This window comes from Klebsiella sp. CN_Kp091, from assembly GCF_040065095.1.
GTDB lineage: Bacteria > Pseudomonadota > Gammaproteobacteria > Enterobacterales > Enterobacteriaceae > Klebsiella > Klebsiella aerogenes.
Genome location: NZ_JBEAIO010000042.1, coordinates 38,900 through 63,409, shown reverse-complemented (window position 1 = coordinate 63,409; position 24,510 = coordinate 38,900). Strand labels below are relative to the sequence as shown.

The window sequence follows — 24,510 nt, the reverse complement described above, 5'->3', positions numbered from 1 at the left end:
AGCACAAGTCCACAATCTATCGAAGCTGTCTATGTGTTGGCAGTATAACGACATGAACGCACAACTCACAGAAATCATGCGCCTTATCACCAACCTTATCCGCACTGGCATCGTGACTGAAGTGGACCGGGAAAACTGGCTGTGCCGGGTGAAAGTGGGCGAGCTTGAAACCAACTGGATTAACTGGCTGACGCTGCGTGCCGGTGGTGCCCGTACATGGTGGTGCCCGTCGCCGGATGAGCAGGTGGTGGTGCTGAGTATGGGCGGCAATCTGGAAACCGCTTTTGCGTTGCCTGCCATCTACTCCAATCAGTTTGCGCCGCCGTCGGATTCCGTGGATGGCTGCGTGACGGAGTACCCGGACGGAGGCTGGTTTGAGTATGAACCCGCCACCGGGCGGTGGCATGTCCGGGGCATCAAATCCATGGTGATCGAGGCGGCGGACAATATCACCCTCAAAACTGGTGAGTTTGTGGTGGAGGCAGACACCACGCGCATTAACAGCGAGATGGTGATCAATGGCAGCGTCACCCATGGCGGCGGCGCGATGAGTTCTAACGGGATCGTGGTGGATAAACACGGTCACACCGGCGTGAAGTCCGGCGGCGATACATCAGGAGGCCCGGTATGACGCTGTATATCGGCATGAGCCAGGGCAACGGCAAAGCTATTACTGATACGGACCATCTGCGCCAGTCAGTGCGGGATATTCTGCTGACGCCGCAGGGCAGCCGTATTGCCCGCCGGGAATATGGTTCCCTGCTGTCCGCCCTGATTGACCAGCCGCAGAATCCGGCGCTACGCCTGCAGGTTATGTCTGCGGTCTATGTGGCGCTGAGCCGTTGGGAGCCACGGCTTACGCTGGATTCCATCACCATCAGCAGCAATTTTGACGGCTCCATGGTGGTTGAGCTTACCGGGCAGCGCAATAACGGCGCGCCGGTTTCCCTTTCGGTATCAACAGGAGCAGAAAATGGCAGTAATTGACCTTTCCCAACTGCCCGCGCCGCAGATAGTGGATGTGCCGGATTTTGAGACGCTGCTGGCTGAGCGCAAGGCCGCTTTTGTGGCCCTTTATCCGCTGGATGAGCAGGACGCGATACGGCGCACGCTGGCGCTGGAATCTGAACCCGTCGCCAAGTTGCTGCAGGAAAGTACCTACCGCGAAATCCTGTTGCGCCAGCGTATTAATGAGGCCGCGCAGGCGGTCATGGTGGCGTATGCCATCGGCGGCGATCTCGATCAGCTGGCAGCCAACTACAACGTGAAACGCCTGACGGTAACGCCTGCCGATAACGACGCAGTGCCGCCGGTTGCTGCCGTCATGGAAAGCGATGAAGCGCTGCGCCTGCGTGTTCCGGATGCGTTTGAGGGGTTGTCCGTTGCGGGGCCGACGGCGGCCTATGAGTTTCACGCCAGAAGCGCGGACGGGCGTGTGGCAGATGCCAGCGCAACCAGCCCGGCACCGGCGGAGGTGGTACTTACTGTACTGAGCCGGGAGGGTGACGGTACTGCAGGGACTGATCTGCTGTCAGTGGTGGGGCAGGCGCTTAACAGCGAGAACGTACGCCCGGTGGCAGACAGACTGACGGTGCGTAGCGCCGAAATAATCCCGTACAGCGTGGATGCGACGATCTTTCTTTATCCGGGACCGGAGGCTGAGCCGGTGATGGCGGCGGCAAAAGCCAGCCTGCAGAAGTATATCGCGAGTCAGACTCGGCTGGGCCGTGATATCCGTCGCAGTGCCATTTATGCCGCGCTGCACGTTGAGGGTGTTCAGCGTGTGGAGCTGACCTCCCCGCTGGATGATGTGGTGCTGGATAAGACGCAGGCGGCATCCTGTACGGAATGGAGCGTAACCAACGGGGGCACGGATGAATAGTCTGCTGCCGCCCGGTTCATCGCCGCTTGAGCGTCGGCTGGCGCAGACCTGCAGCGGGATTTCCGATCTGCAGGTGCCGCTGCGCGATTTATGGAGCCCGGCAATGTGTCCGGTCAGCTTTCTGCCGTATCTGGCGTGGGCGTTTTCCGTTGACCGCTGGGACGAAAGCTGGACGGAGAGAGTCAAGCGCCGGGTGGTACAGGACGCTTTCTATATTCATCAGCATAAGGGAACAACCAGCGCCGTGCGGCGCGTGGTGGAGCCGTTCGGCTTCCTGATCCGCATCATTGAGTGGTGGCAGACCGGCGAGCAACCGGGCACGTTTCGTCTGGACATTGGCGTGCAGGAGCAGGGGATCACAGAAGAAACTTATCTGGAGCTGGAGCGCCTGATTAGTGACGCCAAACCCTGCAGCCGCCACCTGATCGGTATGTCCATTAACCTGCAGAGCAGTGGTCCCTTTTTTGTGGGGGCAGCCACTTACACGGGAGAAGAAATTACGGTTTACCCGTATATCAACGAAACCATTATTTCCGGCGGCACCGCTTACGAGGGCGGGGCAGTCCATGTTATTGACACAATGAGAGTGAATCCATGAGCGCAAAATTCTATACCCTGCTGACGGATATCGGCGCGGCGAAACTGGCAAGCGCCGCCGCGCTCGGTGTTCCGTTGAAAATTACCCATATGGCGGTAGGCGATGGTGGCGGCGTGCTGCCCACGCCCAGCGCACAACAGACAAAGCTGGTTGCTGAAAAGAGCCGGGCTTCCCTCAATATGCTGTATATCGATCCGCAGAACAGTAGCCAGATTATTGCTGAGCAGGTGATCCCAGAAACTGAGGGAGGATGGTGGATACGCGAAATTGGTCTGTTCGATGAAACCGGCGCACTGATCGCCGTGGGCAACTGCCCGGAGAGTTACAAGCCGCAGCTGGCGGAGGGGAGTGGACGCACGCAGACCGTACGCATGGTGTTGATTACCAGCAGCACCGACAATATCACTCTCAAAATTGATCCGGCAGTCGTGCTGGCTACCCGTCAGTATGTGGACGATACCGCGATTGAGGTCAGGCTCTATACGGATGAGGCGATGAAAGCCCACTTGGCGGAGGCTAACCCGCATGCTCAGTATTTGCAGGCAAAAAATAACCTGTCAGAACTGACCGACAAATCAAAAGCGCGTGGCTCGCTGGAGCTGGGAAGCGCAGCGACAAAAGATGTCGGAACAGAGGCAGGTAACGTGATTGGGGTCGGCGGCTTTGGTCTGGGTGCGGATAAAATTAATACCGTTGCGATTGATTTTAAAACCCGCGTTTTCCGTGCAGGTCAGTCTCTGCTTCTCAAAATGGAGAGCTGCACCAACGTCCCTGATGGCCTGCCGAAAGGTCCAGGCGAATATGTTTACGCGCATTGTTTAGGTGTCAGGGATAACAGCTACGGTTGCACCGTTATTTTTATCGCTCACAACTCGGCAAATATTACTTTTATCGGTACCCGATATAACAATACGAACAGTGGATGGGTATTAATGCGGGTCGGCAATCAGGCCGAACTGTCGAAATACCTCTCTTTAGCCGGTGGTGATATTACCGGGCGTCTCGGTGTCGGTGGTGTTCTTCAGGTCGGTAAAACGGGAACGGAATCCCTTATCACTCTCGGTGCGTCAACTGTGATGAGGGATAACGCGAATAATGCGCTGGTTATCAGCAGCGAGTCGGGGGCGGGAACGAAAGCGGGTGTATTTTTACGCCCTATCGCCAGCACTGACAGCACCATGCAAATGCAGGGTAATGCTGACGGCTGGTTTACTGACAAGTTCACTCCAAAAAGTCTCAAAATAACCGGAACAGACGCCATCAATAAAAGCGGCGCGTATTCCTACACCGATGGAAGTCAGAAATTTAATCAGACTGATGGTCTGTTTATGTTGGGCGTAGGTGAGCAGTACGGAAAAATCAGATTCACCGAAATGGTGGGGAAAAGGGCTTTTCTCGGTTTTGAAATCAAGGGAGGGGATACCACTGCCTGGGTCGAGTTCCGGCAGGACGGGAGCTTTGTCATCAACGGTACCGATGTTTCCCCTGTTGGTATTCCCCAGCCGTGGCCCCTGACGAGCGCTCCGCTTGGCTGGCTTATCTGTAATGGTGCGGCCTTTGACAAGGCGATGTATCCCTATCTGGCTGCGGCTTATCCATCAGGCAAATTACCTGACCTGCGCGGTGAGTTTATTCGTGGCTGGGACGCCGGGCGCGGAGTGGACGCAGGGCGAGCCATTTTGGCTGCGCAGGGCGACGCTATCAGAAATATTACTGGTTCAATTAATGGTTTAGGTGGAGAAGGTGGCGCGATCTATTACAAATCCACTCCAGCGAAAACCTCATGGGTGCACTGGGGAGGCGATAATACTTTCCACGATGTGCTGTCATATGGCTTTGACGCTTCTCGTGTAGTCCCCACAGCATCAGAAAACCGACCACGCAACATCGCATTTAACTACATCGTGAGAGCAGCATAATGAGCAAATACAATACTGAATTACCTGTCGCAAAACTGAATAAAAACGGCATTGCTATTATTGCCGGCTGGCTCACGGTGTACAGCGTAGAGCCTCATCAACGCGAGTTTCAGTCGGTAACAATGGAATATTTAGCCGCGGGCGTGGGTCTGCCTGCTTTCGGTTATGCCGATAAACCAGATTTACCGGGCGACGGCTTTGCACTGGTACGCAGCGCGGATGAAAAACAGTGGGAAACCATGGCGGATTATCGCGGTTTAACGGCTTACAACACTGAGACCAGGCAACCGGAAATCATCGCTTTTCTTGGTGAGTTGCCGGATACGTTGACGTTACTGGCACCTGTCACGGCGTATGATAAATGGGATGGTAGCCAGTGGGTGACCGACACGGCGGCGCAACATGCTGATGAGATTGCTGTTGCAGAACAGCAAAAGCAGGCTCTGCTTTTTGAGGCGCAGCAGCAAATCACCGGATGGCAAACAGAGCTGCAGCTCGGCATCATCAGTGATGATGATAAGGCCAGACTGATTAGCTGGATGAACTACATCAAAGCCGTGCAGGCAGTGGACACCTCTAAAGCGCCGGATATTAGCTGGCCTGAGCGTCCGGAAGATTAATCCCGTCCCCGCATTCGCGGGGATTTTTATTCCCCTTTCATTGTGCCATGACCCAAACATAGCCCGCAGCGTGCGCCGCGTGCATATCAACCAGAACATAGGCGTACCCCCTGTAAACCGGAGAGACTGCCTTATGGCTCAGGATTACCACCACGGGGTGCGCGTTGTTGAAGTCAACGAGGGCACCCGATCCATTACCACGGTGAGCACTGCCATCGTGGGCATGGTCTGCACCGGCGATGATGCTGATGCGTCCATGTTTCCCCTTAATAAGCCGGTTCTGCTGACCGATGTGTTGACCGCCAGCGGCAAAGCGGGCGAGTCCGGCACGCTGGCCCGCTCGCTGGATGCCATTGCCGACCAGGCTAAACCCGTGACCGTCGTTGTGCGCGTGGCGCAGGGCGAAACCGAAGCGGAAACCACTTCCAACATTATCGGCGGCGTGACCGCTGACGGTAAAAAAACGGGCATGAAAGCGCTGCTTTCGGCGCAGTCGCAGCTCGGCGTCAAGCCGCGCATTCTCGGCGTGCCGGGACACGACACGCAGGCGGTTGCCACTGAGCTGCTGGGCGTGGCGCAGAGTCTGCGCGGGTTTGCTTACCTGTCAGCTTACGGCTGCAAAACGGTGGAAGAAGTGATTGCCTACCGTGACAATTTCAGCCAGCGCGAGGGGATGCTGATCTGGCCTGACTTTATCAACTTTGACACCGTGCTGAATGCCGATGCGACGGCTTATGCCTCCGCCCGTGCGCTCGGTCTGCGCGCCAAAATTGACGAGCAGACCGGCTGGCACAAAACCCTGTCCAACGTGGGCGTGAATGGTGTCACCGGTATTTCCGCTGATGTGTTCTGGGATCTGCAGGACCCGGCAACCGATGCGGGGCTGCTGAACCAGAACGACGTCACCACGCTTATCCGCAAAGATGGCTTCCGTTTCTGGGGTTCCCGCTGCCTCAGCGATGATCCGCTGTTTGCTTTTGAGAACTACACCCGCACGGCGCAGGTGCTGGCTGACACCATCGCAGAAGCGCACATGTGGGCAGTGGATGGCGTGCTTAACCCGTCGCTGGCCCGCGACATTATCGAAGGTATCCGCGCCAAACTGCGCAGCCTGAAAACGCAGGGCTACATCATCGGCGCAGACTGCTGGCTGGATGAGGCGGTGAACGATAAAGACTCCCTGAAAGCCGGGAATCTCACCATTGACTACGACTACACGCCAGTGCCGCCGCTTGAAAACCTGATGCTGCGCCAGCGCATCACCGAACGATACCTGCTGGATTTCTCCAGCCAGGTCAGCGCGTAAGGGGACACCATGGCTTTACCACGTAAGTTAAAACACCTGAACCTGTTCAACGACGGGAACAACTGGCAGGGGATCGTTGAGTCTCTGACCCTGCCGAAATTCACCCGCAAGTTTGAGAAGTATCGCGGCGGCGGTATGCCGGGCGCGGTGGACGTGGACATGGGGCTGGATGACGGCGCACTGGATACGGAATTTTCAATCGGCGGCACCGAACTGCTGTTATTCAAGCAAATGGGCAAGGCCACCGTTGACGGCATCCAGTTGCGTTTCACCGGCTCCATTCAGCGTGACGATACCGGCGAAGTGCAGGCCGTTGAGCTGGTTGTGCGCGGGCGTCATAAAGAAGTGGATTCCGGCGAGTGGAAAACCGGAGAGAGTAGCGCCACCAAAGTCAGCAGCACCAACAGCTACGCGAAGCTGACCATTAACGGTGAGGTGCTCTATGAGGTTGATGTGGTCAATATGATTGAAATCGTTGACGGCGTGGACCTGATGGAAGCACACCGTAATGCCCTCGGCCTCTGATTAACCATAACGGCGCGGGAAGCCGCGCCAGTATTTCATTAACAGGAAAAGAACATGAGCGACAAGCTGACTGAAAAGACCGTACCACTGGATACCCCGATCAAGCGCGGTAAAACGGAAATTACTGAAATTGTGCTGCGTAAGCCGCAATCCGGCGCACTGCGTGGCACCCGTCTGCAGGCCATAATGGATATGGACGTGGGCGCGATGATGACCGTTATTCCGCGCATCTCCACCCCGGCGCTGACCGCGCAGGAAATGGCTGAGCTGGACCCTGCCGATCTCACCGCGTTGTCGGTTGAGGTGGTGACTTTTTTGTTGAAGAAGTCGGTGCTTGCCGGTTTACCGACAGCCTGACGGTTGATGAACTGGTGGCAGATATTGCCACCATCTTTCACTGGTCGCCGTCCGTCACTGACGTTATGCCGCTGACTGATGTGCTGGAGTGGCGGCATAAAGCAATTCAGAGAAGTGGGGCCAGCGATGAGTGACAATAACCTGCGCCTGCAGGTGATTCTTAATGCGGTTGACAAGCTCACCCTTCCATTCCGAACCGCGCAGACCAGCTCAAAAGAGCTGGCTGCAGCCATTCAGCAAAGCCGCGCCCGTTTAAAAGAGTTAGATGCCCAGGCGGGCCGTATTGACGGTTTCCGCAAGGCCAGTGCTCAGTTAGCAGTCACCGGCAACAGCCTTAAAGCCGCACGCGAAGAAGCGGCTAAACTTGCCACGCAATTCTCTGCCACCAACCGCCCGACGGCGGCGCAGGCGCGGCTACTTGAGCAGGCAAAAAACCGTGTTACAGAGTTGCAGAGTAAATATAACGGCTTGCGTCAGTCGGTACAGCGCCAGCGTCTTGCGCTCAATGAAGCCGGACTGGACACGAAAAAGCTCAGTAGTGCGCAACGGGAACTGCGGCAGAATGCCGACGAAACCCGGCAGGCGCTGGACCGGCAGCAGAAATCCCTGAAACGCCTGGGCGAACAGCAGGCGCGGATGAACGCCGTCCGCGATCAGTATTCGCGCCGTCTTGAGGTGCGGGATCGTATCGCCGGGGCAGGGGCTACCACCACGGCTGCAGGAGTGGCAATGGGTGCGCCAGTAGTGGCGGCAGTTAAGAGCTATGCCAGCATGGAAGATGCCATGAAAGGCGTGGCAAAGCAGGTAAACGGGCTGCGGGACGATAATGGCAACCGCACGAAACAGTTTTATGACATGCAGGCTGCCATCAAGGCCGCCAGTGAACAGCTGCCAATGGAGAATGGCGCTATAGATTATGCCGCGCTGGTTGAAGGTGGCGCACGCATGGGTGTGACCAATCAGGACGATCCTTACGAAGACCAGAAGCGTGACCTGCTGGCCTTTGCTTCCACGGCGGCAAAAGCGGCAACGGCGTTTGAGCTACCCGCTGACGAACTGGCGGAAGGGCTGGGTAAAATTGCGCAGTTGTATAAAGTCCCCACCCGCAATATTGAACAGCTGGGTGATGCGCTGAATTACCTGGACGATAACGCCATGTCAAAGGGTGGGGATATTATCAACGTGCTGCAGCGCATGGGGGGCGTGGCTGACCGCCTCGACTTCCGAAAGGCCGCCGCGCTGGGTTCAACCTTCCTTTCTCTGGGCGCTGCGCCGGAAATTGCTGCGAGTGCCTCGAATGCCATGGTACGTGAACTTTCCATTGCAACCATGCAAAGCAAGCGCTTTTTTGAAGGTATGGACTTGCTTAAACTCAATCCCGCAGAGATTGAGAAACAGATGACCACCGACGCAATGGGCACTATCCAGCGCGTTCTGGAGAAGGTCAACAAGCTACCCAAAGATAAGCGCCTGTCTGCCATGACCATGGTTTTTGGCAAAGAATTTGGTGACGACGCAGCAAAGCTGGCTAACAACCTGCCGGAGTTACAGCGTCAGCTAAAACTCACCTCAGGCAATGAAGCGAACGGCTCCATGCAGAAAGAATCTGATATTAATAAAGATTCTTTATCTGCGCAGTGGTTGCTGGTTAAAACAGGTGCGCAGAACGCTTTCAGTAGTCTGGGCGAAACGCTACGCCAGCCACTGATGGACATTATGGATTCTGTAAAACGCGTCACCGGCGTATTACGTCGCTGGGTGGAGACCAACCCGCAGCTGGCAGGCATGCTGATGAAAGTTGCAGCAGCGACTGCCGCGATCACCGTTGTGCTCGGTACGCTTGCAGTGGCGGTGGCTGCTGTGCTGGGGCCGCTGGCGGTGATCCGGTTGGGCCTGTCTGTGCTGGGTGTAAAAACTTTACCTTCTGTCACTGCCGCAGTGACCCGCACCGGCAGTGCGTTGTCATGGCTGGCAGGCGCGCCGCTTTCCCTGTTACGTCGGGGGATGGCCTCATCCGGCGGCAGTGCCGGGCTGCTGAGCGCTCCCCTTCATTCCCTGCGACGTTCCGCCGGGCTGGCTGGCAACGCACTGAAAGCGGTAGCAGGTGCACCGCTTACCATGCTGCGTGCGGGAATGTCAGGCATACGTAATGTTATTGGTATGGTGATGAATCCGCTGGCGGCGCTGCGGGGTGGGTTATCTGCCGCTGGCGGCGTGCTGCGCTTTTTGGTTTCCGGTCCGATGGCATTACTTCGCGTTGCGCTGTACGGGATTTCCGGCCTGCTGGGTGCGCTGCTCAGCCCAATAGGGCTGGTTGTAGCTGCGCTGGCTGGTGTGGCGCTTGTTGTGTGGAAATACTGGCAGCCCATCAGGGCATTTTTAGGTGGTGTGGTGGAGGGGTTTAAAGCCGCGGCTGCACCGATCAGTGCTGCCTTTGAGCCATTGCGGCCTGTTTTTCAGTGGATTGGTGACAGGGTGCAGGCTTTGTGGGGATGGTTTACTGATTTGCTCACGCCGGTTAAATCCACTTCCGAAGAACTGAACAGCGCAGCGGCAATGGGGCGCAGGTTTGGTGAGGCGCTGGCGGATGGTCTGAATATGGTGATGCACCCGCTTGAGTCGCTTAAATCAGGCGTGTCGTGGTTGCTTGAAAAACTCGGTATCGTCAGTAAGGAGGCGGCAAAAGCAAAACTCCCTGAACAGGTTACACGGCAACAGCCTGCCACGGTGAACAGTGACGGTAAGGTAGTGCAGCCGCCAGGCGGATTTCCGTCTATGGGGTTTGCAGGTATGTATGACAGCGGAGGCACGATCCCGCGTGGTCAGTTTGGCATCGTTGGGGAGAACGGCCCTGAAATAGTGAACGGTCCCGCAAATGTGACCAGCAGACGGCGCACTGCCGCGCTGGCTTCCGTCGTTGCCGGTGTCATGGGCGTAGCTGCAGCGCCTGCAGAGTCAGTACCTCTGCATCCGTACAGCCTACCAGCAATGGCATACAAACAAAGTCAACCTGTGAAATCTGCCAGTGTACCGTCAGTGATCCGTTATGAGATTAACGCGCCCATTCATATCACTGCCCAGCCTGGGCAGAGTGCGCAGGATATTGCCCGTGAAGTCGCGCGGCAACTTGATGAGCGCGAGCGCAAAGCCAGGGCGAAAGCGCGCAGTAATTTCAGCGATCAAGGGGGATATGATTCATGATGATGGTGCTTGGGTTATATGTCTTTATGTTGCGTACCGTGCCCTATCAGGAGCTTCAGTATCAGCGAAGCTGGCGACACGCCGTAAACAGCCGGATGAACCGCCGACCATCAACGCAGTTTCTTGGACCGGATAACGATTCGCTGACGTTATCTGGTGTACTGCTGCCGGAAGTCACCGGCGGCAGGCTGTCATTGTTGGCACTAGAGCAAATGGCTGAGCTGGGCAAAGCGTGGCCCCTGATTGAGGGGAGCGGGACCATTTACGGCATGTTTGTGATCGAGGGGCTGAGTCAGACAAAAACGGAGTTTTTTGCAAGCGGAATGCCTCGCCGTATTGAGTTTACGCTGACCCTGAAAAGGGTTGATGAGTCGCTGTCTGATATGTTCGGTAATCTCAGCGATCAGCTCAGTAATCTGCAGAACTCTGCAAAGTCTGCAATAGGTAATATTAAAAACACGGTTGGAGGGATGCTGCAGTGAATGTTAGTTCTGAACTTTTTGATCCGAACAGCAAAAGCCCGGCTTTCAGTATCACCATTGAAGGTAAGGACGTAACTACCGTACTGGATGCCCGTCTGCTGAGTCTGACGCTGACCGATAACCGGGGTTTTGAAGCAGACCAGCTTGATCTGGAGCTGGACGACGCTGACGGGCAGATTGTTCTGCCGCGACGTGGTGCCGTTATTCATCTGGCGCTGGGATGGAAGGGGCAGCTGCTTTTCCCAAAAGGTGCATTCACTGTGGATGAGATTGAGCATAGCGGTGCCCCTGATCGTCTTACCATCCGGGCGCGGAGTGCAGATTTCCGGGAAACCCTCAATACCCGGCGTGAAAAGTCATGGCACCAGACAACGGTGGGGGAGGTTGTAAAGGAAATTGCCGCCCGGCATAAACTCAAAATGGCGCTGGGTAAAGACCTGACAGATAAGGCGCTGGATCATATGGACCAGACCAATGAAAGCGATGCCAGTTTCCTGATGAAGCTGGCGCGGCAGTTTGGTGCTATTGCCTCTGTAAAAGACGGGCATTTGCTGTTTATCCGCCAGGGGCAGGGCAGAACTGCCAGCGGAAAGCCACTGCCGGTAATCACTATCACCCGCAAGGCCGGAGACAGTCACCGTTTCAGCCTAGCAGATCGTGGAGCCTATACGGGCGTGATTGCCAGCTGGCTGCATACGCGGGAGCCAGCAAAGAAGGAAACCACAAGCGTTAAGCGCCGGAAGAAAACCACAACAGCAAAAGAGCCGGAGGCAAAGCAGGGAGATTATCTGGTCGGCACGGATGAAAACGTGCTGGTACTTAACCGGACCTATGCCAACCGGGCCAACGCTGAGCGGGCCGCCAAAATGCAGTGGGAACGCCTGCAACGTGGTGTGGCGTCATTCTCTCTGCAACTGGCGGAAGGCCGGGCCGATCTCTACACGGAAATGCCCGTGAAGGTGAGCGGCTTTAAGCAGCCCATTGATGAAGCCGAGTGGACGATCACCACGCTCACGCATACTGTCAGCGTTGATAGTGGTTTCACAACCAATATTGAGTTTGAGGTGAAAATAGATGAGTTCGCAATAGAATGATTAGTTCCAAATTGCGAACAATAATGTATCATAATTGCGAACTGGTTAATAATGAGGGCTGATTATTATGATGAATTGTCCTATGTGCGGACAGGCGGCACATACCCGAAGCAGCTTCCAGGTTTCCAACGAAACCAAAGAACGCTACAACCAGTGCACTAACATCGAATGCGGGCATACCTTCGTGACGCATGAGACTTTTGTGCGGTCAGTATGCCGTCCGCAAAAAATCAGCGCAGCACCACCTCATCCCAAAGGTATGCAAGAACAATTTGCTTACTGAACCCGACCCGCTATTAGCGGGTTTTTTTATGGCTAATGATCATATGCAAAGTGGAAGGGGAAGTGCCAATTCGTTAGCTGTAAACCATTTCGGATAACCTAAGCATGCTACTTTCTCAAGCATCTGTAATGCCGATGTGTGCAAGTATGGAGAAGCTATGAGTTCTGGTAAATATTGGATAAGCAATAACTACATTTACGGGCCGAAGGAGTCTGGTCGCTTCTGGATTTCAGGTGGTTACATCTATGGGCCAAGAAATTCAGGGAAGTATTGGATAAGCGGAAACTACATCTATGGCCCTAAGCATGGGGGTAAGTTTTGGATTAGTGGAGGTTATATCTACGGGCCTTCTGGGTTGGAACTGCCTTGGTTGTCGTAGCGCTGCCGCCATTTTGTCGCCATCTGGCTTAAAGGTGGCTCGTAAGTGGCTGATTAGAAAGGTTTCGAATTTCAGGCAACAAAAAACCCATCAACCTTGAACCTAAACGGCGGGGTTGATGGGCTCCACAAAATGGGGACATCAAAGAAAAGCAGTGGCACTAGTTATGACTGACATCCTGGGAAAAAGTTCTGTTCATCACCGATTTTTTTGCGAAAAAGTTAAAAATTTTCGGCCAGGGCTAGCCAAGGCCCGGCCAGATGATGACGATCAGCGTACCGGCAAGGGTGAGCAGCACGTTGGCGATAGCGTAGGTGCCAGCGTAGCCGAGCGCGGGAATATTGCTGCGCGCGGTATCGCTGATAATTTCCATCGCCGGGGCGCAGGTACGCGCGCCCATCATCGCGCCGAACAGCATCGCGCGGTTCATGCGTAGCACATAGGCGCCGAACAGGAAGCAGATCACCACCGGCACCAGGCTGACAATAAGACCGGCGGCCAGCATCTGTCCGCCAATAGCGCCCAGACCATTATTGATACCCGCGCCGGCGCTCAGGCCGACCCCGGCCATAAACACCATCAGGCCGAACTCCTTGACCATGTTCAACGCCCCCTGCGGGATATAGCCGAAGGTCGGATGGTTGGCGCGCAGGAAGCCAAGCATAATGCCGGCGAACAGCAGGCCGGCGGCGTTACCGATGCCGAAGCTGAACGAGCTGAACTGGAAGGTGATCATGCCGATCATCAGGCCGACGATAAAGAAGGCGCAGAAAGCCAGCAGATCGGTCACCTGGCTGTGAATCGAAATAAAGCCGATGCGGTCAGCGACGGTTTTTACGCGGCGGGCGTCGCCGCTCACCTGCAGCACGTCGCCTTTATTAAGCACCACGTTATCGTCGATTGGCATTTCAATCTGGCTGCGGATCACCCGGTTTAAGAAGCAGCCGTGATCGGTCAGCTTCAGCTGCGCCAGGCGGCGGCCGACGGCGTTATGATTCTTCACCACAATCTCTTCGGTGACGATACGCATATCGAGCAGGTCGCGGTCAAACACCTCTTTACCGTTACGGAAGCTTGGGTCGAGGCGGGCATGGGCGTCCGGGTAGCCAACCAGCGCGATATCGTCGCCCATCTGCAGTACCGCGTCGCCATCCGGGTTCGCCAGGATACCGTTACGGCGAATACGTTCGATATAGCAGCCGGTCTGGCGGTAAATCCCCAGCTCACGAAGATTTTTGCCGTCCGCCCACGCGACCAATTCCGGGCCGACGCGGTAGGCGCGGATAACCGGCAGATAGACTTTACGCTTGGAGTCGGTATCCAGACCGCGCTCGCGGGCGATCTGCTGGGCGCTGGTCTGCAGATCCTGATGCTGCAGCTTCGGCATATAGCGCGCGCCGACGATCAGGCTCACCAGGCCAACCAGGTAGGTCAGGGCGTAACCGAGGCTCAGGTGGTCAAGCGACTGCGCCAGCCGATCGCTGGGCATGCCGAAGTGGCGCAGGGTATCGCCAGCGCCCACCAGCACCGGGGTGGAAGTCATAGCGCCCGCCAGCATCCCGGCGGTCAGGCCGATGTCCCAGCCAAACAATTTGCCCAACCCCATAGCGATTAACATCGCGCTGGCCACCATCACCAGCGCCAGCATCAGATAGTTTTTGCCGTCGCGGAAAAAAATCGAAAAAAAGTTGGGGCCAGCTTCGACGCCGACGCAGAAAATAAACAGCATAAAGCCAAGATTTAGCGCATCAGTGTTAATGGCGAAGTGCTGCTGACCTAATAATAAAGAAACGACTAAAACGCCAATGGAATTACCAAGTTGTACTGACCCGAGGCGAAGTTTCCCCAGGCAAAGACCCAGTGCGAGTACAACAAACAATAACAGGATGTAATTCCCGTTTAACAAATCTGCGACGTTTATATTCACGAAAGCCAACTTCTCGTTTACTAGTAAGTTGTTGAAGGAAATGGTTTTTTGGTCTAAGGTTGCTCAAGCGTTCGCACTATGCCGAACGTTATTCTGGCATCCCGTTAATACCGATAAAACAGTGCCGCTAGTTTAATCTTTCCTGGTTGCTGCGGCTAGTCACAATCGTTTTACTCTGACGGGAGCGTTATAAGCATGGACTGCCAGAATGCTATTTCTGACTGGATGAAGTGAAAGATAGTTAGAGGCGAAATCAGGAGGATGTCGTGAAATCTGAGCGCGCGTGGGCCGGTATAATTTGTGGGTTCTTTCTGTTTATTGTGGTCTGTTTATCGCTGTTGCTGCATATGAAAGGGGCTTTTCGGCAAACGGGCAACCCCGAGCTTGGGCTGCTGTTCTTTGTGCTGCCTGGCGCGGTGGCGAGCTGTTTATCCCCAGGCCGGCGCGTCATACGTCCGCTGATTGGCGCCATGCTGGCGGCACCGGTTTGTCTGGTGGTGATGCGGATGTTCTTTATTACTCATCGATCGTTTTGGCAGGAACTGGCGTGGCTTTTTAGCGCGGTGTTCTGGTGCGCGCTCGGGGCGCTATGCTTTTTATTTATTAGCGTCTGGCTAGACGCCAGACGCAGGCACTCAATGGAAGAGTGAAGTCTCTCAAGCAAACAGGCCGAGATTTTCTTTCGCCCAGGCTTCGAAATCTGTGCAGCCGCCGATGTGTTTCTGATCGACGAAAATCTGCGGTACGGTTTCTACCGGCTTACCGACGGTTTTTTCCAGATCGGCTTTGCTGATGCCTTCCGCGTGGATATCAATGTAGCGATAGCTGAAGTCATCGCGCTCGGTGCTCAGTTTTTCAGCCAGCTCTTTGGCGCGAACGCAATATGGGCAACCTGGGCGACCAAAAATAACGGTAAACATGCTTCTCTCCTTAAATCTCAGCCGGATGGCGAATGTGGCTATGATGCCGCGTTCCGTTAGCAAGGGGAAGAAGGTTTTACCTTTTATAGCGATGGTTGCGGGTTATGCTTGATAAATATCATCTGCTGCAAGACCCTATACAGACCCGCCAGCGATGTGCGCGGCATGAGTATATTGAGGAGCGTTATGCGATCGCCTGCCGCATTACCCAAAAGTATTCTGATTGTTGAGCTCGTCGGCATGGCGCTGCTGACGCTGGCCTGGCTGTCATTGAACCAGTATGTTCAGCTACCGGCGCCGTTTGCCAGCCCGACGGCGGCGCTCATCATGATCTTTGCCGGGATCCTGCTGATGATCCCGGCGGCGATAGCCTTAATGTGGCGAATAGCGAAAATTGTCGCGCCGCAGTTGACCGATAATAAGACCTCATCTTCTACCCCGTCCGAAAGAGAAAAACGCCATGACGCCGACCATTGATCTGCTGCGCAACCACCGTTCCATCCGCCATTTTACCGATGCGCCGATTAGCGACCAACAGCGTGAGGCTATCATCGCCGGGGCGCAAGGGGCATCCAGCTCCAGCTTTTTACAATGTACCTCGATTATTCGCATTACCGACCCGCAAATGCGTGAGCAGCTGGTTCCGTTGACCGGCGGCCAGCAGCACGTGGCGCAGGCGGCGGAGTTTTGGGTATTCTGCGCCGATTTCAACCGCCACCTGCAAATTTGCCCACAAGCGCAGTTGGGGCTGGCTGAACAGCTGCTGCTGGGCGTCGTCGACACCGCGCTAATGGCGCAGAATGCCTTAATCGCCGCGGAATCCCTGGGATTAGGTGGCGTCTATATTGGCGGCCTGCGCAATAACATTGACGCGGTAACCGAACTGCTGCAACTGCCGAAACACGTGTTGCCGCTGTTTGGCCTGTGCCTTGGCTGGCCTGCCGACGACCCGCAGGTTAAGCCGCGTATTCCGCCTGCGATGCTGGTGCATGAGAATCACTACCAGCCGCTTGATCAACAGGTGCTGGCGCAGTACGACGAACAGCTGGCGGACTATTATCTGTCGCGCGGCAGCAATACCCGCCGCGATACCTGGAGCGACCATATCCGCCGCACCATCATCAAAGAGAGCCGGCCGTTTATTCTCGATTATTTGCATAAACAGGGCTGGGCAACGCGCTGATTCCCTATACACTTCACCCTGCAAACGCAGAGTGCTGGCTGCCAGTTATTTTCTAAGAGGTGTTGGGTGAAAATCGCTATATTATCCCGGGATGGAACGCTTTATTCTTGCCGCCGCTTGCGTGAAGCCGCGCAAAAACGCGGGCATCAGGTCGAGATCCTCGATCCGCTCTCCTGCTATATGAGCGTCAGCCCGGTGGCCTCCTCGATTCACTACAAAGGGCGACAGTTGCCCCATTTTGATGCAGTCATTCCGCGCATCGGCACGGCTATCACCTATTACGGCACCGCCGCGCTGCGGCAGTTCGAACTGCTGGGCAGCTATCCGCTAAACGAGTCGGTGGCGATTACCCGCGCCCGCGATAAGCTGCGCTCGCTGCAGTTGCTGGCGCGTCAGGGGATCGACCTACCGGTCACCGGCATTGCCCATTCCCCGGACGACACCAGCGATCTGATCGCCATGGTCGGCGGCGCGCCGCTGGTGGTGAAGTTAGTGGAGGGGACGCAGGGGATCGGCGTGGTGCTGGCGGAAACGCGGCAGGCGGCGGAAAGCGTGATTGACGCCTTCCGTGGCCTCAATGCGCACATTCTGGTGCAAGAATATATCGCTGAGGCAAAAGGGTGCGATATCCGCTGCCTGGTGGTTGGCGATGAAGTAGTGGCGGCGATTGAGCGGCGTGCGAAGGAGGGCGATTTTCGCTCTAACCTGCACCGCGGCGGCGTCGCCACTACGGCCACGCTTAGCGAGCAGGAGCGGGAGATGGCGATTAAAGCGGCGCAAACGCTGGGTCTGGACGTGGCAGGCGTGGATATCCTGCGCGCCCATCGCGGTCCGCTGGTGATGGAAGTTAACGCCTCGCCGGGGCTGGAAGGGATTGAAACCACCACTCACGTCGATATTGCCGGGCGAATGATCGCGTGGATCGAGCGTCAGGCAACGCCTGGATATTGTCTAAAAATGGGAGGGTAGCGTCACTTCGTTATCCTTTCATGGAATGCGACGCATTTTTTGCGTAAGCTATGCGTCGTTTTTTATCCAGCAAGAGGTCACAGGCACTATGGATTCACTGGTCGTTCCGGGTCTTGATACGTTACGTCATTGGCTCGACGAGTTAGGCATCAGTTTTTTTGAGTGCGACTCCTGCCAGGCGTTGCACCTGCCGCATATGCAGAATTTCGACGGTATTTTCGATGCCAAAATCGACCTGCTGGACAACGTGGTGCTGTTTTCGGCGCTGGCGGAAGTGAAGCCTTCGGCGCTACTGCCGCTATCGGCGGACCTGTCGGCGATTAACGCCAGTTCGCTGACCGTAAAAGCGTTCCTTGATATTCAGGATGATAACCTGCCGAAGCTGGTGGTTTGCCAGGCGCTGCCCGTTGGCGCGGGCGTCACGCTTGAACAGTTTGCCTGGTTCTTCCGCCAGAGCGAAGAGCAGGTCTCGATGGTCATTCTGGAAGCCGGCGCCAATCAACTGCTGTATAAAGCAGAAGAGCAGGAAGAAGAGGCCGCAGCCGAAGAAGTGCAATACCATTTTCTGCACTAATTAATAAAAGCAGCCGCTGCGATGGCGGTTGCTTATTTATTCTGTCACAAACCCTCATTTAAAGAATTATTCACTGCTGTTTTACCGCTTCGCTTTTATCTCGTAGACCTTTATTGGCTGGAAATATGATCCAGGGCGTTTTTTTGCCTGGGCTATATCCTCTTATTCTGGCTACAGTTATTCTGGCGAGGCGTCCATTTGCGGGCAGCCAATCAGGGAGAGGTTTCCTCTCCTTATCTCAGGCAATGAAAAATATGCATGATTCTTGCATGCGTTCAGGTTCGTCTATTGCGTCCGTGAATTAACGGGCCTTGAGAAGGAAACAGAGATATGACCGCCTTGGGTAAAAAATGGTTAACAGGTGTGATTACGGGTGCGCTGATGGCCGTTTCTGCCGGCTCGCTCGCAGCGGAACAAAAAACGCTGCACGTCTATAACTGGTCTGATTATATTGCGCCGGACACGGTCGCCAATTTTGAAAAAGAGACCGGAATTAAAGTGGTGTATGACGTATTTGATTCCAACGAGGTGCTGGAAGGTAAATTAATGGCCGGCAGCACCGGGTTCGATCTGGTGGTGCCGTCGGCAAGCTTCCTTGAACGCCAGCTGGCGGCCGGAGTGTTCCAGCCGCTTGATAAAAGTAAACTGCCGAACTGGAAAAACCTCGACCCGAAAGTTTTACAACTGGTGGCGCGTCACGATCCCGATAACAAATATGCGATGCCGTACATGTGGGCGACCACCGGCATCGGCTATAACGTCGATAAAGTGAAAGCGGCGCTGGGTAAAGACGTGCCGTTAAACAGCTGGGATCTGGTGCTGAAACCGGAAAACCTTGAGAAGCTGAAAAGCTGCGGCGTCTCCTTCCTTGATGCCCCGGAAGAGATTTTCTCGACGGTGCTGAACTATCTCGGTAAAGATCCAAACAGCACCAAAGCCGATGATTACACCGGACCGGCAACCGATCTGCTGCTGAAGCTGCGGCCCAATATCCGTTACTTCCACTCTTCGCAATATATTAATGACCTGGCAAACGGCGATATCTGCGTCGCGATTGGCTGGGCGGGCGATGTCTGGCAGGCGGCGAATCGGGCCAAAGAGGCGAAGAACGGCGTCAATATCTCCTACTTCATTCCGAAAGAGGGGGCGCTGGCCTTCTTTGATGTCTTCGCCATGCCGGCGGATGCCAAAAATAAAGACGAAGCCTATCAGTTCCTGAACTATCTGCTGCGCCCGGAGGTCATCGCCCACATCAGCGATCACGTCTACTACGCTAACGGCAACAAAGAGGCGACGCCGCTGGTCAGCGCCGATATCCGTAACAACCCGGCGATTTACCCGCCGGAGGATGTCTTCGCCAAGCTGTTCACCCTCAAGGTGCAGGATCCGAAGATTGACCGCGTGCGCACCCGCGCATGGACCAAAGTGAAAAGCGGAAAATAACGCCATCAGGCCCGGTACGCCGGGCCTGTAAAGGTCTGACCTGCTGTTCGCTGGCGGACATAGAACTGAAGAATGTATGGCAACCGGGCCATACGGTGATTGTATTTGCCGGAGAGCACCCGAGTGAATGACGCAATGCCCCGCCCACAGGCGAAAGCCCCCAAAGCGCTGACCCCGCTGCTGGAAATCCGTAATTTAACCAAATCCTTCGATGGGCAACACGCCGTCGATGATGTCAATCTCACCATTTATAAAGGCGAAATATTTGCCTTACTGGGCGCGTCCGGCTGCGGGAAATCGACGTTGCTACGCATGCTGGCAGGTTTTGAGTTGCCCACCGCCGGGCAGATTGTGCTGGATGGCGTCGACCTGGCGCGCGTGCCGCCGTATCAACGGCCGATCAATATGATGTTCCAGTCTTACGCGCTGTTTCCGCACATGACTGTTGAGCAAAATATCGCCTTTGGTCTCAAGCAGGACAAGCTGCCGAAGGCGGAGATTAACGCCCGTGTCCAGGAGATGCTGGCGTTGGTGCATATGCAGGAGTTCGCCAAACGCAAGCCGCACCAGCTTTCCGGCGGCCAGCGTCAGCGCGTGGCGCTGGCGCGTAGTCTGGCGAAGCGGCCTAAACTGCTGCTGCTCGATGAACCGATGGGCGCGTTAGATAAAAAACTGCGCGACCGGATGCAGCTTGAGGTGGTGGATATTCTTGAGCGCGTCGGCGTCACCTGCGTGATGGTCACCCATGACCAGGAAGAGGCGATGACCATGGCGGGTCGTATCGCCATCATGAACCGCGGCAAGTTCGTGCAGATAGGCGAGCCGGAGGAGATCTATGAACATCCGACGACTCGCTATAGCGCCGAGTTTATCGGTTCGGTAAACGTCTTCGAAGGGTTGGTCAAAGAGCGGCTGGAAGATGGTCTGGTACTGAATGCGCCGGGGCTGGTACATCCGCTGAAGGTCGATCCGGATGCCTCGGTGGTGGATAACGTGCCGGTCTGGGTGGCGCTGCGTCCTGAGAAAATCATGCTCTGCGACGAACCGCCGGCGGACGGCTTTAACTTTGCGGTAGGCGAGGTTATCCATATTGCCTACCTCGGCGATCTGTCTATCTATCATGTCCGTCTCAAAAGCGGGCAGATGATAAGCGCCCAGCTGCAAAACGAACATCGCCATCGCAAAGGCATGCCGACCTGGGGTGATGAAGTTCGCTTGTGCTGGGACGCCGATAGCTGCGTTGTTCTGACGGTGTAAGGAGAGGGCGATGAGCACATTAGAACCTCCAGCCGGCGGCAAAAAGCCCGGCGGTTTTGCCCTGTGGCTGGCGCGCCAGCAGATGGCCCACGGGCGTAAGCTGGTGATTGCGCTGCCGTATCTGTGGTTAATCCTGCTGTTTTTACTGCCATTCCTGATCGTTTTTAAAATCAGTCTGGCCGAAATGGCGCGGGCGATCCCACCCTATACCGAGTTACTGTCATGGGCCGACGGTCAACTGACGTTGACGCTCAACCTCGGCAACTTCCTGCAACTGACCGACGATCCGCTGTACTTTGAGGCTTATCTGCAGTCGCTGCAGGTGGCGGCCATTTCCACCTTTTGCTGTCTGCTATTGGGCTATCCGCTGGCGTGGGCTGTGGCGCATAGTAAACCATCGACGCGAAATATCCTGCTACTGTTGGTGATATTACCTTCGTGGACCTCGTTCCTCATTCGCGTTTACGCCTGGATGGGGCTGCTGAAAAGCAACGGGGTGCTCAATAATTTCTTGTTGTGGCTTGGAGTTATCGATCAGCCGCTGGAGATTTTGCATACCAACCTGGCGGTGTACATCGGTATCGTTTACGCCTACCTGCCGTTCATGGTGCTGCCGATTTATACCGCGCTGACGCGTATCGACTATTCGCTGGTGGAAGCGTCGCTGGATCTCGGCGCCCGGCCGTTAAAAACTTTCTTCCAGGTGATTGTTCCGTTAACGAAAGGCGGCATTATCGCCGGTTCGATGCTGGTGTTTATTCCGGCGGTGGGCGAGTTCGTGATCCCGGAACTGCTCGGCGGCCCCGACAGCATTATGATTGGCCGCGTGCTGTGGCAGGAGTTCTTTAATAACCGCGACTGGCCGGTAGCATCGGCGGTGGCGATTGTGATGTTGCTGTTGCTGATCGTGCCGATCATGTGGTTCCACAAGCATCAGCAAAAACAGATGGGGGATCATGGATGAATGACTTACCGGTAGTACGTTCGCCATGGCGGATTCTGATCCTCGTGCTCGGTTTTACCTTCCTGTATGCGCCGATGCTGATGCTGGTTATCTATTCATTTAACAGTTCGAAGCTGGTGACGGTATGGGCGGGGTGGTCGACGCGCTGGTATAGCGAGCTGTTTCATGATGACGCGATGATGAGCGCGGTGGGGTTAAGCCTGACCATTGCCGCCTGCGCGGCGACGGCGGCGGCGATCCTCGGCACGATTGCCGCGGTGGTTCTGGTGCGTTTTGGCCGTTTTCGCGGTTCCAACGGTTTTGCTTTTATGATCACCGCGCCGCTGGTGATGCCTGATGTGATTACCGGGCTGTCGCTGCTGCTGCTGTTCGTCGCGCTGGGGCATTCCATCGGCTGGCCATCGGATCGCGGCATGTTGACGATATGGCTGGCGCATGTCACCTTCTGTACCGCCTATGTGGCGGTGGTTATCTCTTCACGTCTGCGCGAGCTGGACAGGTCAATCGAAGAGGCGGCGATGGATCTCGGCGCCGCGCCGCTGAAGGTTTTCTTTGTGATAACCTTGCCGATGATTATGCCCGCGGTCATTTCCGGCTGGCTGCTGGCATTTACCTTGTCTCTTGATGACCTGGTCATTGCCAGTTTCGTTTCCGGGCCGGGGGCGACGACGCTACCGATGCTGGTTTTCTCCAGCGTGCGGATGGGCGTTAACCCGGAAATTAACGCCCTGGCGACCTTAATCCTCGGCGTGGTGGGAATTGTCGGTTTTATCGCCTGGTATTTAATGGCTCGCGCAGAAAAGCAGCGCGTGCGCGATATCCAGCGTGCAAGAAGGGGCTGAACCCACTAAAATCGCTAACAGAGCCTATTATCGGCGCCGCACTCGTGGCGCCGTTTTCATGGATGACTTTACGTTGGGATTGTTTACAAAAACTCGATCGTCTCATGCTCGTCTTAACGTCCCTGTGCTGGTACAGGTGGCGGCCTTCGCTATTATCTTAATTCGCGGTCTCGATCTGTTAATGATCCTCAATCAGCTCGGCGTGCAGGGGATTGCCGATTTTATTCATCGTAGTGTGCAAACCTGGGCCCTGACGCTGGTGTTTCTGGCGAGCCTGGCGCTGGTGTTTATCGAGATCTGGTGCGCCTTTTCGCTGGTGAAAGGCCGCAACTGGGCGCGCTGGCTCTACCTGCTGACGCAAATCATCGTCATCTCTTATCTGTGGGCGGCCTCGATTGGCTACGGCTATCCGGAACTGTTCAGCGTGGCCGGCGAGTCGAAGCGGGAAATTCTCCATGCGCTGTTTCTGCAAAAGCTGCCGGATCTGCTGGTGCTGGCGCTATTGTTTATCCCGGCGTCGTGCCGACGGTTTTTCCGCTTGCAATAACGGTGATACAATCCCCGCCCCGGTTTTCTTGAAGGTCTTCTTATGCATTGCGCACTTTACGACGCGGGCCGCTGCCGTTCCTGTCAGTGGCTGGAATTGCCATTGACGCAACAGCTCGCCGATAAAATGGCGAACCTGCGCGAACTGCTGGCGAGTCATCCGGTGGCGACATGGCTTGCTCCGGTCTCAGGTCCGGAGACGGCGTTTCGCAACAAAGCGAAAATGGTCGTAAGCGGTAGCGTCGAGCGCCCGCTGCTCGGCATGCTGCATCGCGATGGCACGCCGGAAGATCTCACCGATTGCCCGCTGTATCCGCCGAGTTTTGAACCGGTTTTCGCCGCGCTGAAGCCGTTTATCGCCCGCGCCGGACTCACCCCCTATAACGTTGCCCGCAAGCGCGGCGAACTGAAGTATTTGCTGCTGACCGAAAGCCAACAGGGCGGCATGATGTTGCGTTTCGTTCTGCGCTCTGCGGCTAAGCTTGAACAACTGCGCGCCGCGCTGCCGTGGTTACAGCAGCAGTTGCCGCAGCTTAAGGTGATTACCGCCAATATTCAGCCCGTGCACATGGCTATCATGGAAGGGGAGGAGGAGATTTTCCTCAGCGATCAACAGGCGCTGGCGGAGAACTTTAACGGTGTACCGCTGTGGATCCGCCCGCAAAGCTTTTTCCAGACCAACCCGGCGGTGGCGAGCCAGCTCTATGCGACCGCCCGCGACTGGGTACGCGCGCTGCCGGTCAACCACATGTGGGATCTATTTTGCGGCGTCGGCGGTTTCGGCTTGCACTGCGCCACCCCGCAGATGCGTCTTACCGGGATCGAAATCGCCCCGGAAGCCATCGCCTGCGCGAAGCAATCCGCGGCCCAGTTGGGATTAACCAATCTTCATTTTCAGGCGCTGGATTCCACGCAATTCGCGACGCATGAAGACGATATTCCACAGCTGGTGCTGGTCAACCCGCCGCGGCGCGGCATCGGCGCCGAACTGTGCGATTATCTAAGCCGCATGGCGCCGCCGTATATCATTTATTCGAGCTGTAACGCCCGGACAATGGCCGCAGATATTGATCTTCTGCAGGGCTATCGCCTTGAGCGAGTACAGTTGTTCGATATGTTTCCACATACCGCGCATTATGAAGTGCTGACGCTGCTGGTTCGTGAAGTTTAAACAAAATGTGAACTCTTTAAGCGGCTGAAATCGGGTAAGCTTTATGAAACGAGCGTGAAATTCGTGGA

The 24,510-nt window shown here is 55.7% G+C and carries 27 protein-coding genes; 25 read left to right on the top strand and 2 right to left on the bottom strand.

What is annotated here, in order from left to right; genetic code table 11:
- Positions 1 to 52 precede the first annotated feature (52 nt).
- From ABLV17_RS17095 to ABLV17_RS17030, 14 genes are all read left to right on the top strand, one after another.
- Positions 53 to 631: a phage baseplate assembly protein V gene (locus ABLV17_RS17095; RefSeq protein WP_224108692.1), complete on the top strand. Its 579-nt coding sequence runs from the start codon at positions 53 to 55 to the stop codon at positions 629 to 631.
- Positions 628 to 987: a GPW/gp25 family protein gene (locus tag ABLV17_RS17090; RefSeq protein ID WP_087877061.1), complete on the top strand. Its 360-nt coding sequence runs from the start codon at positions 628 to 630 to the stop codon at positions 985 to 987. Before ABLV17_RS17095 ends, ABLV17_RS17090 begins: the two co-directional genes overlap by 4 nt.
- Entirely contained in the window at positions 974 to 1,882 is a 909-nt protein-coding gene (locus tag ABLV17_RS17085; RefSeq protein WP_308957793.1) for a baseplate assembly protein, read from the top strand. The genes ABLV17_RS17090 and ABLV17_RS17085 overlap by 14 nt, the downstream gene beginning before the upstream one ends.
- Entirely contained in the window at positions 1,875 to 2,480 is a 606-nt protein-coding gene (locus tag ABLV17_RS17080) for a phage tail protein I (protein WP_348854511.1), read from the top strand. Before ABLV17_RS17085 ends, ABLV17_RS17080 begins: the two co-directional genes overlap by 8 nt.
- A complete protein-coding gene (locus ABLV17_RS17075; protein ID WP_308957791.1) occupies positions 2,477 to 4,399 on the top strand; it encodes a phage tail protein in 1,923 nt (640 codons plus the stop codon). The genes ABLV17_RS17080 and ABLV17_RS17075 overlap by 4 nt, the downstream gene beginning before the upstream one ends.
- Positions 4,399 to 5,019, top strand: a complete 621-nt coding sequence (locus tag ABLV17_RS17070) for a tail fiber assembly protein (protein ID WP_348854510.1) — start codon at positions 4,399 to 4,401, stop codon at positions 5,017 to 5,019. The genes ABLV17_RS17075 and ABLV17_RS17070 overlap by 1 nt, the downstream gene beginning before the upstream one ends.
- A gap of 133 nt (positions 5,020 to 5,152) precedes the next feature.
- Positions 5,153 to 6,325, top strand: a complete 1,173-nt coding sequence (locus ABLV17_RS17065; protein WP_308957789.1) for a phage tail sheath protein — start codon at positions 5,153 to 5,155, stop codon at positions 6,323 to 6,325.
- Between the two features lie 9 nt (positions 6,326 to 6,334).
- Entirely contained in the window at positions 6,335 to 6,850 is a 516-nt protein-coding gene (locus ABLV17_RS17060; protein ID WP_047049581.1) for a phage major tail tube protein, read from the top strand.
- Positions 6,851 to 6,904: 54 nt separating this feature from the next.
- Complete coding sequence (locus ABLV17_RS17055) at positions 6,905 to 7,207, top strand: phage tail assembly protein (RefSeq protein ID WP_064356227.1); 303 nt, start codon at positions 6,905 to 6,907, stop codon at positions 7,205 to 7,207.
- A gap of 14 nt (positions 7,208 to 7,221) precedes the next feature.
- Complete coding sequence (locus ABLV17_RS17050) at positions 7,222 to 7,341, top strand: GpE family phage tail protein (RefSeq protein ID WP_012440340.1); 120 nt, start codon at positions 7,222 to 7,224, stop codon at positions 7,339 to 7,341.
- Complete coding sequence (locus ABLV17_RS17045) at positions 7,334 to 10,408, top strand: phage tail tape measure protein (RefSeq protein ID WP_348854509.1); 3,075 nt, start codon at positions 7,334 to 7,336, stop codon at positions 10,406 to 10,408. The genes ABLV17_RS17050 and ABLV17_RS17045 overlap by 8 nt, the downstream gene beginning before the upstream one ends.
- Positions 10,405 to 10,890 (top strand): phage tail protein, encoded by a 486-nt coding sequence (locus tag ABLV17_RS17040; RefSeq protein ID WP_308957788.1) that lies wholly within the window; start codon positions 10,405 to 10,407, stop codon positions 10,888 to 10,890. The genes ABLV17_RS17045 and ABLV17_RS17040 overlap by 4 nt, the downstream gene beginning before the upstream one ends.
- Positions 10,887 to 11,984, top strand: coding sequence for a phage late control D family protein (locus tag ABLV17_RS17035; protein WP_126338190.1), 1,098 nt, complete (start codon positions 10,887 to 10,889; stop codon positions 11,982 to 11,984). Before ABLV17_RS17040 ends, ABLV17_RS17035 begins: the two co-directional genes overlap by 4 nt.
- Positions 11,985 to 12,051: 67 nt before the next feature.
- Positions 12,052 to 12,267 (top strand): ogr/Delta-like zinc finger family protein, encoded by a 216-nt coding sequence (locus ABLV17_RS17030; protein WP_058842448.1) that lies wholly within the window; start codon positions 12,052 to 12,054, stop codon positions 12,265 to 12,267.
- A gap of 620 nt (positions 12,268 to 12,887) precedes the next feature.
- Here ABLV17_RS17030 and ABLV17_RS17025 read toward each other — a convergent pair.
- Positions 12,888 to 14,573, bottom strand: coding sequence for an aspartate:alanine antiporter (locus ABLV17_RS17025; RefSeq protein ID WP_101704156.1), 1,686 nt, complete (start codon positions 14,571 to 14,573; stop codon positions 12,888 to 12,890).
- 266 nt (positions 14,574 to 14,839) lie between these two features.
- Here ABLV17_RS17025 and ABLV17_RS17020 point away from each other — a divergent pair, with 266 nt between their 5' ends.
- The gene (locus ABLV17_RS17020; protein WP_047065001.1) at positions 14,840 to 15,223 is read left to right on the top strand and encodes an inner membrane protein YbjM; all 384 of its coding nucleotides are present in this window, start codon (positions 14,840 to 14,842) and stop codon (positions 15,221 to 15,223) included.
- 6 nt (positions 15,224 to 15,229) lie between these two features.
- Here the strand turns inward: ABLV17_RS17020 and ABLV17_RS17015 are convergent, their stop codons facing one another.
- Complete coding sequence (locus ABLV17_RS17015; RefSeq protein ID WP_015367533.1) at positions 15,230 to 15,493, bottom strand: GrxA family glutaredoxin; 264 nt, start codon at positions 15,491 to 15,493, stop codon at positions 15,230 to 15,232.
- A gap of 186 nt (positions 15,494 to 15,679) precedes the next feature.
- On the opposite strand from ABLV17_RS17015, the gene ABLV17_RS17010 reads away from it, so the two are divergent.
- The 10 genes from ABLV17_RS17010 (at position 15,680) to rlmC (ending at position 24,442) form a co-directional block, all read left to right on the top strand.
- Positions 15,680 to 15,970 carry a YbjC family protein gene (locus tag ABLV17_RS17010; RefSeq protein ID WP_047065002.1) on the top strand — a complete coding sequence of 97 codons (291 nt, stop codon included), beginning with the start codon at positions 15,680 to 15,682 and terminating at the stop codon, positions 15,968 to 15,970.
- On the top strand, positions 15,954 to 16,676 hold the full coding sequence (gene nfsA, locus ABLV17_RS17005; protein WP_087859984.1) for a nitroreductase NfsA: 723 nt from the start codon (positions 15,954 to 15,956) through the stop codon (positions 16,674 to 16,676). Before ABLV17_RS17010 ends, nfsA begins: the two co-directional genes overlap by 17 nt.
- Before the next feature lie 66 nt (positions 16,677 to 16,742).
- Positions 16,743 to 17,645 (top strand): 30S ribosomal protein S6--L-glutamate ligase, encoded by a 903-nt coding sequence (rimK, locus tag ABLV17_RS17000; protein ID WP_308957787.1) that lies wholly within the window; start codon positions 16,743 to 16,745, stop codon positions 17,643 to 17,645.
- A gap of 88 nt (positions 17,646 to 17,733) precedes the next feature.
- Positions 17,734 to 18,219 (top strand): YbjN domain-containing protein, encoded by a 486-nt coding sequence (locus ABLV17_RS16995; RefSeq protein ID WP_015367528.1) that lies wholly within the window; start codon positions 17,734 to 17,736, stop codon positions 18,217 to 18,219.
- Positions 18,220 to 18,549: 330 nt separating this feature from the next.
- The gene (gene potF, locus ABLV17_RS16990; RefSeq protein WP_032711260.1) at positions 18,550 to 19,662 is read left to right on the top strand and encodes a spermidine/putrescine ABC transporter substrate-binding protein PotF; all 1,113 of its coding nucleotides are present in this window, start codon (positions 18,550 to 18,552) and stop codon (positions 19,660 to 19,662) included.
- Between the two features lie 123 nt (positions 19,663 to 19,785).
- Positions 19,786 to 20,919 carry a putrescine ABC transporter ATP-binding subunit PotG gene (potG, locus tag ABLV17_RS16985; RefSeq protein WP_015367526.1) on the top strand — a complete coding sequence of 378 codons (1,134 nt, stop codon included), beginning with the start codon at positions 19,786 to 19,788 and terminating at the stop codon, positions 20,917 to 20,919.
- A gap of 10 nt (positions 20,920 to 20,929) precedes the next feature.
- A complete protein-coding gene (gene potH, locus ABLV17_RS16980) occupies positions 20,930 to 21,883 on the top strand; it encodes a putrescine ABC transporter permease PotH (protein WP_015367525.1) in 954 nt (317 codons plus the stop codon).
- Positions 21,880 to 22,725: a putrescine ABC transporter permease PotI gene (gene potI / locus ABLV17_RS16975; RefSeq protein ID WP_015367524.1), complete on the top strand. Its 846-nt coding sequence runs from the start codon at positions 21,880 to 21,882 to the stop codon at positions 22,723 to 22,725. Before potH ends, potI begins: the two co-directional genes overlap by 4 nt.
- Positions 22,726 to 22,783: 58 nt before the next feature.
- Positions 22,784 to 23,272: a YbjO family protein gene (locus tag ABLV17_RS16970; RefSeq protein ID WP_045396319.1), complete on the top strand. Its 489-nt coding sequence runs from the start codon at positions 22,784 to 22,786 to the stop codon at positions 23,270 to 23,272.
- A 42-nt stretch (positions 23,273 to 23,314) separates the two neighbouring features.
- Positions 23,315 to 24,442, top strand: a complete 1,128-nt coding sequence (gene rlmC, locus ABLV17_RS16965) for a 23S rRNA (uracil(747)-C(5))-methyltransferase RlmC (protein ID WP_308958100.1) — start codon at positions 23,315 to 23,317, stop codon at positions 24,440 to 24,442.
- Positions 24,443 to 24,510: the final 68 nt, after the last annotated feature.

Bases quoted from the DNA above. Each gene is read 5' to 3' on its own strand.
- ABLV17_RS16970 (WP_045396319.1), top strand. From the start codon at position 22,784: ATGGATGACTTTACGTTGGGATTGTTTACAAAAACTCGATCGTCTCAT.
- potF (WP_032711260.1), top strand. From the start codon at position 18,550: ATGACCGCCTTGGGTAAAAAATGGTTAACAGGTGTGATTACGGGTGCG.
- nfsA (WP_087859984.1), top strand. From the start codon at position 15,954: ATGACGCCGACCATTGATCTGCTGCGCAACCACCGTTCCATCCGCCAT.
- ABLV17_RS17080 (WP_348854511.1), top strand. From the start codon at position 1,875: ATGAATAGTCTGCTGCCGCCCGGTTCATCGCCGCTTGAGCGTCGGCTG.
- ABLV17_RS17095 (WP_224108692.1), top strand. From the start codon at position 53: ATGAACGCACAACTCACAGAAATCATGCGCCTTATCACCAACCTTATC.
- ABLV17_RS17085 (WP_308957793.1), top strand. From the start codon at position 974: ATGGCAGTAATTGACCTTTCCCAACTGCCCGCGCCGCAGATAGTGGAT.
- ABLV17_RS16995 (WP_015367528.1), top strand. From the start codon at position 17,734: ATGGATTCACTGGTCGTTCCGGGTCTTGATACGTTACGTCATTGGCTC.
- ABLV17_RS17065 (WP_308957789.1), top strand. From the start codon at position 5,153: ATGGCTCAGGATTACCACCACGGGGTGCGCGTTGTTGAAGTCAACGAG.
- potI (WP_015367524.1), top strand. From the start codon at position 21,880: ATGAATGACTTACCGGTAGTACGTTCGCCATGGCGGATTCTGATCCTC.
- ABLV17_RS17060 (WP_047049581.1), top strand. From the start codon at position 6,335: ATGGCTTTACCACGTAAGTTAAAACACCTGAACCTGTTCAACGACGGG.
- ABLV17_RS17055 (WP_064356227.1), top strand. From the start codon at position 6,905: ATGAGCGACAAGCTGACTGAAAAGACCGTACCACTGGATACCCCGATC.
- ABLV17_RS17040 (WP_308957788.1), top strand. From the start codon at position 10,405: ATGATGATGGTGCTTGGGTTATATGTCTTTATGTTGCGTACCGTGCCC.
- ABLV17_RS17045 (WP_348854509.1), top strand. From the start codon at position 7,334: ATGAGTGACAATAACCTGCGCCTGCAGGTGATTCTTAATGCGGTTGAC.
- potH (WP_015367525.1), top strand. From the start codon at position 20,930: ATGAGCACATTAGAACCTCCAGCCGGCGGCAAAAAGCCCGGCGGTTTT.
- ABLV17_RS17070 (WP_348854510.1), top strand. From the start codon at position 4,399: ATGAGCAAATACAATACTGAATTACCTGTCGCAAAACTGAATAAAAAC.
- ABLV17_RS17015 (WP_015367533.1), bottom strand. From the start codon at position 15,493: ATGTTTACCGTTATTTTTGGTCGCCCAGGTTGCCCATATTGCGTTCGC.
- ABLV17_RS17090 (WP_087877061.1), top strand. From the start codon at position 628: ATGACGCTGTATATCGGCATGAGCCAGGGCAACGGCAAAGCTATTACT.
- ABLV17_RS17010 (WP_047065002.1), top strand. From the start codon at position 15,680: ATGCGATCGCCTGCCGCATTACCCAAAAGTATTCTGATTGTTGAGCTC.
- rlmC (WP_308958100.1), top strand. From the start codon at position 23,315: ATGCATTGCGCACTTTACGACGCGGGCCGCTGCCGTTCCTGTCAGTGG.
- ABLV17_RS17075 (WP_308957791.1), top strand. From the start codon at position 2,477: ATGAGCGCAAAATTCTATACCCTGCTGACGGATATCGGCGCGGCGAAA.
- ABLV17_RS17030 (WP_058842448.1), top strand. From the start codon at position 12,052: ATGATGAATTGTCCTATGTGCGGACAGGCGGCACATACCCGAAGCAGC.